This window comes from Agromyces sp. C10, assembly GCF_023217995.1.
Taxonomy (GTDB): domain Bacteria; phylum Actinomycetota; class Actinomycetes; order Actinomycetales; family Microbacteriaceae; genus Agromyces; species Agromyces indicus.
This window is the reverse complement of the sequence record NZ_JALPSX010000009.1, coordinates 152,534-163,361: the sequence shown is the minus strand read 5'-3', so window position 1 is coordinate 163,361 and position 10,828 is coordinate 152,534. Positions and strand designations below refer to the sequence as shown.

The window sequence follows — 10,828 nt, the reverse complement described above, 5'->3', positions numbered from 1 at the left end:
GCGCGGGCAGCGTTGACCGGCGGCTCCCCCGCCCGGCACGCCGGCTCCGTCGACCGGTAGCATTCGAGGCACCGCGATCCAGCGGGCGCTCGGACGAGACGGAGCCGGCATGCGAACCACGGTGATCACTCCCCCCGGCCGTTTCGCCCTGCCGCGGTGGCGTGAACTGTGGGAAGCCCGCGAGGTCGCCTTCCGATTCGGCCAGCGCGACGTCGTGCTCCGGTATCGGCAGACTGCGATCGGCGTGATCTGGGTGCTGATCCAGCCGCTCGCCGCAGCGGGCATCTTCACGATCATCTTCGGCGGGGTCGCCGGGCTGCCGAGCAGCGGCATCCCGTACTTCCTCTTCTCATTCATCGGCATGCTCGCCTGGACCCTGTTCAACAGCATCGTGAGCCGCGCCGCGCCCTCGCTCGTGAGCAACCAGGCGCTCGTGTCGAAGGTGTTCTTCCCGCGGATGCTGGTCCCGATCTCCACCGTCATGTCGGCGTTGCTCGACTTCCTCGTCGGGCTGGCGCTCGGCGTGGTGCTCCTCATCGCCTACGGCGTCAACCCCGGATGGGGCGTCCTCCTCATGCCGGTGTGGGTGCTGCTGTTCGTGCTGCTCGGCCTCGGCATCGGCCTCGCGACGTCGGCGTGGATGGTCCGCTATCGCGATGTCGCCTACGTGCTGCCGTGGTTCCTCCAGATCGCGCTCTTCGCCACCCCCGTGGCGTACTCCCTCGAAGCGGTCGACGCGCGGCTCGAACCGTTCTTCCTCGCGAACCCGCTCACCTGGCTCATGGAGCTGTGGCGCTTCTCGATGCTGGGGACGGCGATGCCACCTGCGTGGCAGGTCGTCGGCGCCGTCGTGGTGAGCCTCGGGGTGTTCCTCATCGGGTCGATCGTGTTCCAGCGCAACGAGCGCTCCTTCGCCGACCTCATCTGACGCCGGGCGCGCTCACCGGCCGGGCACGCGGAACGCCCCGGCCACCGGGGCCGGGGCGTTCAGGTCGATCGAATCGGTGCTCAGGCCGGCGCGGGCCCGCTGCAGTTCGCCGCGCAGTCCGGCGGGGCCGCGAGCGAGATCGTCTGCGTCGGGCCGCCGCCGATGTTGTACGAGATGATCAACGTCGACGCGCTGCTCTCCGAATCGAAGAGGTACGCGGTGCCCCCGCAGTCCGGAGCGACGGTCACCGGAACGTTGAACGGGTAGCCGGGCCCCGTGAGCGGCGTGAGGGGCTTGCCCGAGTTGTTCTCGATGTTCGTGATCGTCGCGACGAGACCACCGGGCGGAAGCGCGCACTGGTTGCCGACGGTCACGCAGATCTGCAGGATGTAGCCGAACTTGACGTTCGTCGATCCACCGGGGCACTTGCAGCTCTGGCCGCCGAACGAGGGCACGGGCGTACACGGGCTCGCCGCGTAGGCCGGGGCCGGGACGGCGAGGGCCACCGCGGGGACGGACCACGCGATCGCCTTGGCGACCGTGCGTCGGCTGACGCCCGGCTTCTTGTCTTCGAGGTCGACGTCGCTCATGCGGGGTCCTCCTGGGGTGCTTCGGGCTATAACGGTCGCCTGGGTCGCGGCCGCCGAGTCGGGTGAACTCGGGTATACGCTGTGAGTTTCGGGGCTCACGGGGCGAGAGTATCCCGTTTTCCGCGCCATCACTAGGGCTGAGCAAGCCTCAACCTCGCTCAGCGCACCCCGAGTTCGGGTGACATGGCGGGGGTGTTAGCGTAAGCTCCGACGCCCTCGGGCGGTCCGGCACTCAGCGACGACGAGGGGTCGTATGGCGAACGGCACCGCGATTTCGGTCTCGAACCTGTCGAAGACCTACCGCATCAGCCACCAGCATCGAAGCAGTCGAGCCACCGAGGCGATGGTCGAATTCCTGCGTCACCCATTCCGCCGCGCGGAGGTGGAATGGTTCGACGCACTCCACGCGCTCGACTTCGAGATCCCAGAGGGCGAGGCGGTGGGGATCATCGGCCGCAACGGCGCCGGCAAGTCCACACTCCTGAAGCTCCTCACCCGCATCACCGCGCCGACCACCGGCCGGATCGAGCTCAACGGCCGGGTCGGCAGCCTGCTCGAGGTGGGCACGGGCTTCCACCCGGAGCTGACCGGACGCGAGAACATCTTCCTGAACGGCACGCTCCTCGGCATGCGCCGCCGCGAGATCGTGCGTCGCTTCGAGGAGATCGTCGCATTCGCGGGCGTCGAGCGCTTCCTGGACACCCCGGTCAAGCGGTACTCATCGGGCATGTACGTCCGGCTGGCGTTCGCGGTCGCCGCGCATCTCGAGACCGAGATTCTGGCGATCGACGAGGTGCTCGCGGTCGGTGACGCCGAGTTCCAGCGCAAGTCGATCCAGAAGATGCGGGACGCCGCGGCCGACGGGCGCACCGTGCTCTTCGTGAGTCACCAGATGCACACCGTGCTCAACCTCTGCACGTCGGCGATGTTCCTGCAGTCGGGACGGCTCGCCTACCACGGCGACGTCGAGACCGCCATGCACCATTACCGCCAGAGCTATGACGACCACGCCGCCGCACAGCTGGAGGCGTCGCGGCGGCCGGGCAACGGCCGACTGCGCGCGACGTCCGTGACGATGTCGTCCCCGACGTCCCGGGCGACCGATCGGCGGAGCGTGACCGTCCGGATCCCCGACGGCCCCGCGGAGATCGGCCGCTACTACGTGTCATGCCACCTGACCGACGCCAACGGGTCGACCGTCGTGCAGTGCGACTCGCGGCTGACGGGCACCTGGCTGGAGCCGGATTCGCCGCACGAGGTGACGCTCGACATCGACGGGCTCTGGCTGCGTCCCGGCCGGTACTCGATCGACGTGTTCCTCTGCTCCGTCGGGGTCATGGACGCGTGGGAGGGCGCGGCGTCGTTCGAGGTGCTCCCGGGGCTGCCGTATCCCGAGACGGCGACCGAGGACGCGTACGGACGCTCGGCCGTGCTCAGCGACTTCAGCTACTCGGTGCGGTGATCGTCGTCCGATAGAGGCGCTCGTACGCCTCGGCGACCGAGTCCCACGTGAATTCGCGGAGGCGCGCCGCCCCGCCACGTCCGAGCGCGGCCGCGTCCGCCGGGTCGAGGAGGACACGCCGCATCGCCTCGGCGACCCCGGCATCGTCGTCGGGGTCGATGAGGACGACATCGACCCCGTCGGTCGCGAACTCCGGTGGTCCGCCGTGGTTCGTCGCGAGCACCGGGATGCCGGCGCGCCAGCCCTCGAGCACGGCGATGCCGAACGCCTCGACCCTGCTGGGCACCACCAGTTGGGCGGCCGACCGGATGACGCCGCCGACCTGGGGCCGCGCGAGTCTCCCGACCATGGTGACGCGGTCGGCAATACCGGATTCGGAGGCCAGCTCGGTGAGCGCCGCCGCCTCGGGTCCGTCACCGCCGATCACGAGCCCGACGCCCCGAAGTTCCGGTTCGTGCGCGATATGGGCGAAGGCCCGGACCAGGACGTCGAAGCCCTTGTTCCGCGCGAGCCGACCGATCCCGAGCACGTATCGATCCGGGAGACCCGGAGGCGGGGGACCGACGGGCTCGTCGGGGTCCACGCCGTTGTACACGACCCGGACGCCGTCGGCGGCGAAGCCGAACCGCTCGAGGTCCCGGGCCGCCCACCGCGAGACAGAGGTCACGGCCACGGCGCGCTCGAGGGTCGCGGACAGTCGGGTGCGGAGCAGTGCCGAGACCTCGAACGCTCCGTCGGCGTCGGCGAACGTCTCGCCGTGGTGACTGTAGACGAGCGGGAGCCGGCCCCGGCGCGCCAACCAGTCGGCGTAGATCCCGTTCGGCCCGTAGCACTGCACGTGCAGCACGTCAGGGCGGTCGCCGCGCAGCGCATGGATCCACGCCCGGCGCGCGTCGGGCAGCTCTCGGGCGAATCGGAGGAGTCCGCCGAGCGACCGGTTGGGCAGTGGGCATGGCAGGTACCTCACGCGGATGCCGTGGTGCTCGCGCAGGGTCCCGTCACCCTGGTCGACCGCCCAGATCACGACGTCGTGCCCGCGATCGCGCAGTCGGACCGCGACATTCGCGACGTGCTCCTCGACCCCCCCGACGCGAGGCAGGAACGAACTGGCGACGAGGGCGACCTTCGTCATGCCCACCTCCTGGACGGATCCCGGCGCGACGCACCGACTAGCCTGTGCGGTGAGGAGGCCGGATGCCGCACTTGATCCTAGCGAGCACCGCGTCGGGCAATCCGATGGGCGCCCAGCGGTACGAACGCGAGATCAGCCGCGGCGCTCACCGCGCCCTGCCCGGCTGGACCGTCCGCCGCGAGGTCTTCCGCTCGATGCGCTCACCGCTCGATGGCACCGGACGGCTCCCCATGGGCCGGCTCGCGCGCGGTTCCGCCTTCGAGCGCCGGCTCATGGGTCGCGTCGCGTTCCCCGATCCCGGCTCGGTGGTGCACCGTACCGACCTCCTGCTGCCGCCGGGACGCGGCGCGGACGTGGTCACCATCCACGACACGGTCGCCTGGCGCTTTCCCGACGAGTCGACGCCCGTCCGCGCCGCACGGGAGGAAGCCCGCGCCGCCGATGCCGTCATCTGCGTCTCGGCGTTCACCGCCGCTGAGGTCGTCGACCTCCTGGGAGTCCGGGATCCGGTCGTGGTGCACAACGGCGTGGACGAGCGCTTCTTCGGCGCGGTGCCGTTGACCGAGATCGAGCGAGCCGGCCTCGGGCTCGCCGAACCGTTCGTCCTGCACACGGGGGGCGCCTCGCGACGTAAGAACCTTGCGGCGCTCGCGGAGGCCTGGCCGACGGTCCGAGAGGCGCGTCCGGGGCTGCGCCTCGCCCTGATGGGACCGGAGCACCCGGAGCGGACCCGGCTCTTCGCCGACCTGCCCGACGTGCGCCTCCTGGGGCGCCAGCCGGAGGAACTGGTGCCCCGGGTGATCGCGAGCGCCGCCGCGGTCGTCGTGCCGTCGACGTACGAGGGCTTCGGTCTGCCCGCCCTGGAGGCGATGGCGGCCGGCGTTCCGGTCGTCGCGGCCGACACGTCGGCGCTCCCGGAGGTCGTCGGCGACGCCGGCCTGCTCGTGCCCGCCACGAGTGCGGGCATCGCGGCAGGGATCGTCGACGCCGTCGATCCGTCGGGCGATCTCGCGGCGATGGTCGCGCGCGGCCGTCGCCGCGCGGCCGACTTCTCCTGGCAGCGATCGGTGCAAGGTCACGCCGAGGTCTGGCGGAGGGTCGCCGGACGCTAGCTGGGGCCGGCGCCGAGATACTCTCGGAGCTCTCGCCCCAGCGCGTCCTCGCGCGACGCGGGGAGCGGCCGCCACCGCGCATCCCGCACCGCGGCGGCCGCGCCCCACGCGATCCCCAGGGCGGTGACGCCGGCGCGCCGGACCTTCCCCCCGAGTCCGGGCGCGGCGAGGACGTCGCGCAGCTGCACTCCGACCCAGCGCCGCAGCCGGCGCGAGCGCAGGCCGTCGTGACGGGCGAGGAGCACCATGTGGTTCCGCCGACCGTAGAGCTTGTAGCGGGTGTCGAATCGCGCGCCTCGCACGTGCGGGGCGGGGAGATGGTCGACGGCGGCAGCGGGGGCGAAGACCGCGCGCCCGCCCAGGGCGCGGATGCGCAGGAAGACGTCCGTATCCTCCCGCAACGCCGTGCCGGGGTAGTCGTCGCGAAATCCACCGAGTCGGGCGAGGATCGACCGCCGGAACGACATGTTGGCGCCGATCCCGTGATCGACCTCGACGACATCGGCCACGAGCGCGGCGAAGCCGTCGGTCAGGGTCCCATCGGGCAGGAGCCGGCCGATCGGAAGCGGGTAGTGCTCCTCCCCGACGACCCCGTTGCACGTCCGGCCGGCCACCGCCATGACCGACGGGTCCTCGAACGCCGCCACGAGCGCGCCCTGCCACCCCGAGCGCAGCACGACGTCGTCGTCGAGGAAGCTGACGATCTCCCCGCGCACGTGCTTGAGCGCCTCGTTCCGCGATCTCGTCATCCAGCCGGCGAGGCCGGGGGCGTGCACGTACACCACCGACGGGCGGATGCCGCGTGCCTGGTCGCCGCGGTTCTCGGCGGAGGCGTCGACGACCACGACCTGCACATCGGGATCCGTACCCGCGTCGATCGATCGGAGGCAGCGCAGCAGGAACTCGGGACGCTCGTAGGTGACCACGCAGACGCTCAGGCTCGGTGCTCCGGTCATCATTCCCCGCGTCCCTCGGTGACGGGGCACGATTCTATCCCGGCGCCGCGCTGCGGCCGGGGATCGCCGGCAGCCGTCGATCCCCGGCGGTCGCCGTGCGTACCCCGCGGTTAGGATGTGCTCGTGTTCGAGGACGCCGAGCGGGCCGGCCGACGGACGTTCGGTCTCGTCATCCCGACGCACCGGCGCCCGCATCTGGTGATCCAGGCCGTCGACAGCGCACTGCGCCAGACACGGTCGTTCGACCGCATCGTCGTCGTGGTCGACGGCGTCGACGACCCGGCGATCGCGGCGCTCGCCGAGGCGCCCGTCGAGGTCGTGGCGATGCCGCACGCGGGCGTCGCCACCGCCCGGAACGCCGGCGTTGCGCGACTCACGACCGAATGGGTCTGCTTCCTCGACGACGACGACCTGCTCCACCCCGAGTACCTCGCGCGCGTCGAGGAGGCCGTCGCCGAGGTGCCCGACCGGGCGGCCATGAGCAGCTGGTATTGGAGCTTCGCGGAGTCACCCGGTCCGGACGATGAGATCGCGGCGCGCACGCTCGACGAGTGCCTCGACGCGGCCGCCCACGCGGTTCCACGCCGCGACATGACCTACCTCGACATCGAGGGTCGCAGCTTCGACCTGCTCCTCGAGCGGCTGCGCGGCTCGATGAGCTCCGCGGCGGTCCGTCGCGACGTCCTCAGACGCGCCGGCGGCTTCCCCGATGGGATGACCACCGCCGAGGACTGGGTGATGTACGTGAACGTCGCACGGTTCGCCGAGTGGCACACGCTGCCGGAGCGCCTCGCGTTCTTCCGCGACCACGCGGGAACCAATACGCGGACCGGATCGCCCGGCAACGGGCTGACGACGCTGCGCGCCATCCGCTCGTTCTGGGAGCCGACGCATCTCCCGACGCCGCCGCATCGCCCGCTCGTCGCCTACCGGGCCGAGTACCGGCACGTGCTGGGGTGGACGCTCGAGGCGGCCAGGGCGCACCGCGATCGGCCGGCGTTCCGCGAGGCGCTCGCACTCTCACGGGCGATCCTCCCTCGGCGCACCGACCGACTGCGCGCCGCCGTGCCGGGGTCGGTCCGCCGTCGCCTCGCTGGCCTCCTGCGGCCGGGGGCCGGCCCGAGCCTCAGCTGACGCCGAACGGCGGTCCCCCCGGCGGTTCGGGAATCGAGACGCGCCGGTACCAGTCGGAGGAACGCAGCGGCGAGGTCACCGCCGCGACGAGCGGATGCCGGCTCCGCCACCGCCACCGCCGGTACACCGCGGGCGGCCGAAGCGCTTCGGCGTGTGCGGACCAGCCGAACTTGCGCTGCATGAACTCGGGAGTCCGCACCCAGGAGAAATGCAGGACGGCCTCAGCGGGAGCGATCACCCGATCGACCCGGCTCGAGGGCGACCGCCACGGGTCCGTGTTCGTGGGTCTCATGTCCACCCGGTAGAGCTGCGCATCCGTCTGCCGCGCGTGACGGAGACGGGTACCCGACCGCACCGCGAGCGGTCCCGGGTACGAGGCGGCCACGCGGCCCCATCGATCGGATGCCTCGAGGTACCGGCCGGGAGCGTACCGTGCGTACAGCCAGCGCGAGGGGTAGTCGAGCGCGTCGGCGCCGGCGGAGTCGGCCGCTACCAGGGCGTCGAAGAACGCCTCGGGGGACGCCATCACCTCGTCGGAGTCGAGCTGGACCACCCAGTCGGCCGCTTCGGAGGCGGCGTCGAGCGCCTCCTGGCGCTGGTGGGTCTCGTTCTCGAATGCATCGTGCTCGAGCCGCGCGTACCGCCCCGGCGCGTGGACGCACTTCCGCGCCCTGTCGATCTCATCCACGAGAGCGAGGCAGTCGTCGAGCGGAAGCGGTGTGCCCGTCCACGAGACGGCCGACTGGTCGTAGCTCAGGATGATCCGGTCGACGCGGTCGTAGTACGACGCGAGGCTCCGGGCGAGGAAGTTGGGGTCGGCGACCAGGACGTACGCGGAGATCCTGATGGGGCGGTCGGCGCCGCCGCCCGATCTCACGTCATCGCCCCCCACGAGTCACGAGTCTAGGTCGAGCACGTGGGTCCACCGCACGTCGTACGCTTGCCGCATGGAACGGGACGGCCTGCGCCGGGCGGAGCCGGCCGGACGCCCGCGGACCGTGTACGTGGTCCTGACGCACTCGGACCCGTCGCAGGTCGAGCGCCTCATCCGAGCGATCCGGCGGTCCAGCCCCGAGGCGTTCGTGCTCGTCGCCCACGATGGACGCCGCGAACCCGCACCGAGCTCGTCGGATGATGCGAACGTCGAGGTGTTCGAGCACGGCCTCGCCACCGACTGGGGGTCGTGGGAGCTCGTCGAAGCGACCCTCCTCGCGTTCGCACGGGCGCGATCGCGCTTCGACCCCGATCTGGTGTGCCTCCTCTCCGGACAGGACTATCCCGCTCGCCCCCTCGTCGATTGGGAGTCGGAGGCGATGTCCGCGGGCGGCTGGATCGGCGCCGCGTCGCCGATCGAATACGTCCCCCGGTGGGGAACACGCCTGGGCGTCGGCGACGATGCGATGACCCGATACAGTCACCGCTGGTTCCAGACTCCGGCCGCCCGGCGTGGACTCCGCGCGCAGGGTGGGGTCGGCCGCGCCTGGCGTCGGCTCCGCGATGCGATGGCCCTCCGACTGGAACCATGGTGCTCGGTGCGCGTGGTCGCGCGGGGTCGCGGGGTCTTCTACGGCATCCGGCGAGCGCGCTCGCCGTTCTCGACGAAGCGGCCCTGCTATCGCGGCAGCCAGTGGGTCGCACTCCGGCGACCCGAACTCGACCGCCTGCTCGACGTCGACCTCGCGCCGGGCTCGCGGCTGCGGCGCCTGTACGAGCGCTCGATCATCCCCGACGAGTCGGCGCTCGTCACGCCGCTCTCGTGGCGCCGGCCTCCCGCCCCGCTCGCTGCGGTCACCCACCTCGAGTGGGATCCCGCGCTCGACCAGCCCGCCGTCTGCACCCTCGACCACCTGCAGGCGATCATGGAGTCGGGGTCACCGTTCTGCCGCAAGGTGGAGCCGGGGGCGAGCGGACCACTCATGGACCGTCTCGACCGCATCGCCGCGCCCCCATCGACGTGACCAGTCGTGGCGCGCGGTGGACCCGTCAGCGTCGGCGGCTGCGCCGGCCGCCGCCGGTGCCGGTCGTGGTGGCCGCAGTCTCGGTGAAGAGCTCGTTCACCCCGTCGGGCATGCTCTCGTCGGCGGGGACCACCGGCGTCGCGTCCTGTTCCACCGTGTCATCGGTGTACTCGCGGCGATACTCGTACGAGTAGGGCGTCGCGTCCACCCCTCGGAGCGGCGCCTTGTTCAGCACGATGCCGAGCGCCCGGCCCCGTGCCTTGTGGAGCGTGTCGAGCGCCTTCGTGAGCAGGTCGTGGGTCGTCTTGCCGAGTGTGACGACGACGAGCGCACCATCCGCCTGGTGGGTCAGCACCGCCCCGTCGGTCACCGGCAACAGGGGCGGAGCGTCGATGATGACCGTGGCGTGCTTCGTCAGGTCGGCCATCAGCGCATGCATGCGCTCCGATCCGAGCACCTCACTCGGGTTCGGCGGGGTGCTCCCCGCCGCCAGGACGAGGAGGTTCGTGGACTTGGGCGTGCGCTGAAGCACCTCCGCGAGCGCAGCGCGACCGGCGAGGACATCGCTCAGCCCGGCACCGTCGGGAAGTCCCATGGTCTTGGCGACCGTCGAACGCCGCAGGTCGCCGTCGACCAGCACGACGGTGGTTCCTGCGGCGGCGAGCGTCAGCGCCAAGTTGCAGGCGATGGTCGACTTGCCGTCGCCCGGCAGCGGGCTCGTGACGACGATGGTCTTGGGCGGATGGTCGACATCCATGAACTGCAGGTTGGTTCGCAGGGCCCGCAATGCCTCGGTGACCGCGAAGGTCCCTGATTTCCCTCCGCTCGGGGCGGTCGGCTCGATGAGCCGGGTCTCGGCGTCGAGGCCCGGGGCGACCGGGATGGTGCCGACCACGGCGACCCCGCTCTTCTGCTCGGCGTCCTCAGCCGTGCGGATGCGCCGGTCGGAGACGGTCCGGACCAGCGCGAACGCGATCCCGAAGCCGAGACCGAGGATGCCTCCCACGATCAGCGCCGTCTGGAGATCGGGGAACGTCGGGCTGGTGGGCAGCGATGCCGAGTCGCCCGGGATCACGGTCACGGCGGCCGAACCCTCGGTACCGTCTCCCTCGATGGCGTCGATCTCGACGATCATCGCCCGGATCCAGACTTCGGCGAGGTCGCGCGCGGCTTCGGGGGTGTCGGCCTGCGCGCTGATCTTCATGACGACCGTGTCGGGTGGGTTCGTGACCGTGACGCGGGTGACGAGCTCTTCGGGGGTGGTCTCCAAGCCCAGTTCGTCGATCGCGTTCTCGGCGACCGACCGCCACCCGGCGATGTCGAGGTACGACTGCACTCGCGACCGGGCGAGGCCGTCGCCGACGGTCGAGAGGCTGACATCCTCCGTCTGCCTCGCCGCGACGTACCCGCTCGCACCAGCGGTGTAGATTGGCGTCTGCAGGAGCGTCCACCCATAGCCGGCAGCGACGCCCACCAAGGTCATCAGCACGATGGCGACCCAGTGCCGGCGCAGACCGCGCAGGTAATCGCGGAACTCCATGCCACCTCCGTGGTGT

10 protein-coding genes are annotated in these 10,828 nt (G+C 71.3%); 5 read left to right on the top strand and 5 right to left on the bottom strand.

Features of this window, described 5'->3' with window-relative positions; genetic code table 11:
• Window positions 1-109 precede the first annotated feature (109 nt).
• Window positions 110-928: an ABC transporter permease gene (locus M1L56_RS11915; RefSeq protein ID WP_248599404.1), complete on the top strand. Its 819-nt coding sequence runs from the start codon at window positions 110-112 to the stop codon at window positions 926-928.
• Window positions 929-1,008: 80 nt separating this feature from the next.
• On the opposite strand, the gene M1L56_RS11910 is transcribed toward M1L56_RS11915, so the two are convergent.
• Window positions 1,009-1,518 (bottom strand): hypothetical protein, encoded by a 510-nt coding sequence (locus tag M1L56_RS11910; protein ID WP_248599403.1) that lies wholly within the window; start codon window positions 1,516-1,518, stop codon window positions 1,009-1,011.
• 253 nt (window positions 1,519-1,771) lie between these two features.
• On the opposite strand from M1L56_RS11910, the gene M1L56_RS11905 reads away from it, so the two are divergent.
• Entirely contained in the window at window positions 1,772-2,980 is a 1,209-nt protein-coding gene (locus M1L56_RS11905) for an ABC transporter ATP-binding protein (RefSeq protein ID WP_248599402.1), read from the top strand.
• Here M1L56_RS11905 and M1L56_RS11900 read toward each other — a convergent pair.
• Window positions 2,961-4,112, bottom strand: a complete 1,152-nt coding sequence (locus tag M1L56_RS11900; RefSeq protein WP_248599401.1) for a glycosyltransferase family 4 protein — start codon at window positions 4,110-4,112, stop codon at window positions 2,961-2,963. The two genes, M1L56_RS11905 and M1L56_RS11900, sit on opposite strands and share 20 nt — an antisense overlap.
• A 62-nt stretch (window positions 4,113-4,174) precedes the next feature.
• Here M1L56_RS11900 and M1L56_RS11895 point away from each other — a divergent pair, with 62 nt between their 5' ends.
• On the top strand, window positions 4,175-5,224 hold the full coding sequence (locus tag M1L56_RS11895) for a glycosyltransferase family 1 protein (protein WP_248599400.1): 1,050 nt from the start codon (window positions 4,175-4,177) through the stop codon (window positions 5,222-5,224).
• Here M1L56_RS11895 and M1L56_RS11890 read toward each other — a convergent pair.
• Window positions 5,221-6,183: a glycosyltransferase family 2 protein gene (locus tag M1L56_RS11890; RefSeq protein WP_248599399.1), complete on the bottom strand. Its 963-nt coding sequence runs from the start codon at window positions 6,181-6,183 to the stop codon at window positions 5,221-5,223. The two genes, M1L56_RS11895 and M1L56_RS11890, sit on opposite strands and share 4 nt — an antisense overlap.
• Window positions 6,184-6,303: 120 nt before the next feature.
• On the opposite strand from M1L56_RS11890, the gene M1L56_RS11885 reads away from it, so the two are divergent.
• Window positions 6,304-7,314 (top strand): glycosyltransferase family 2 protein, encoded by a 1,011-nt coding sequence (locus M1L56_RS11885; protein ID WP_248599398.1) that lies wholly within the window; start codon window positions 6,304-6,306, stop codon window positions 7,312-7,314.
• Here M1L56_RS11885 and M1L56_RS11880 read toward each other — a convergent pair.
• Window positions 7,307-8,206, bottom strand: a complete 900-nt coding sequence (locus tag M1L56_RS11880) for a hypothetical protein (protein WP_248599397.1) — start codon at window positions 8,204-8,206, stop codon at window positions 7,307-7,309. The genes M1L56_RS11885 and M1L56_RS11880 overlap by 8 nt on opposite strands.
• Window positions 8,207-8,261: 55 nt before the next feature.
• On the opposite strand from M1L56_RS11880, the gene M1L56_RS11875 reads away from it, so the two are divergent.
• The gene (locus tag M1L56_RS11875) at window positions 8,262-9,272 is read left to right on the top strand and encodes a hypothetical protein (protein WP_248599396.1); all 1,011 of its coding nucleotides are present in this window, start codon (window positions 8,262-8,264) and stop codon (window positions 9,270-9,272) included.
• Between the two features lie 25 nt (window positions 9,273-9,297).
• Here the strand turns inward: M1L56_RS11875 and M1L56_RS11870 are convergent, their stop codons facing one another.
• Entirely contained in the window at window positions 9,298-10,812 is a 1,515-nt protein-coding gene (locus M1L56_RS11870) for a polysaccharide biosynthesis tyrosine autokinase (protein ID WP_248599395.1), read from the bottom strand.
• Between the last annotated feature and the right edge of the window lie 16 nt (window positions 10,813-10,828).

Coding starts and splice junctions, on each gene's coding strand:
- M1L56_RS11915 (WP_248599404.1), top strand. CDS start 110: ATGCGAACCACGGTGATCACTCCCCCCGGCCGTTTCGCCCTGCCGCGG.
- M1L56_RS11910 (WP_248599403.1), bottom strand. CDS start 1,518: ATGAGCGACGTCGACCTCGAAGACAAGAAGCCGGGCGTCAGCCGACGC.
- M1L56_RS11905 (WP_248599402.1), top strand. CDS start 1,772: ATGGCGAACGGCACCGCGATTTCGGTCTCGAACCTGTCGAAGACCTAC.
- M1L56_RS11900 (WP_248599401.1), bottom strand. CDS start 4,112: ATGACGAAGGTCGCCCTCGTCGCCAGTTCGTTCCTGCCTCGCGTCGGG.
- M1L56_RS11895 (WP_248599400.1), top strand. CDS start 4,175: ATGCCGCACTTGATCCTAGCGAGCACCGCGTCGGGCAATCCGATGGGC.
- M1L56_RS11890 (WP_248599399.1), bottom strand. CDS start 6,183: ATGATGACCGGAGCACCGAGCCTGAGCGTCTGCGTGGTCACCTACGAG.
- M1L56_RS11875 (WP_248599396.1), top strand. CDS start 8,262: ATGGAACGGGACGGCCTGCGCCGGGCGGAGCCGGCCGGACGCCCGCGG.
- M1L56_RS11870 (WP_248599395.1), bottom strand. CDS start 10,812: ATGGAGTTCCGCGATTACCTGCGCGGTCTGCGCCGGCACTGGGTCGCC.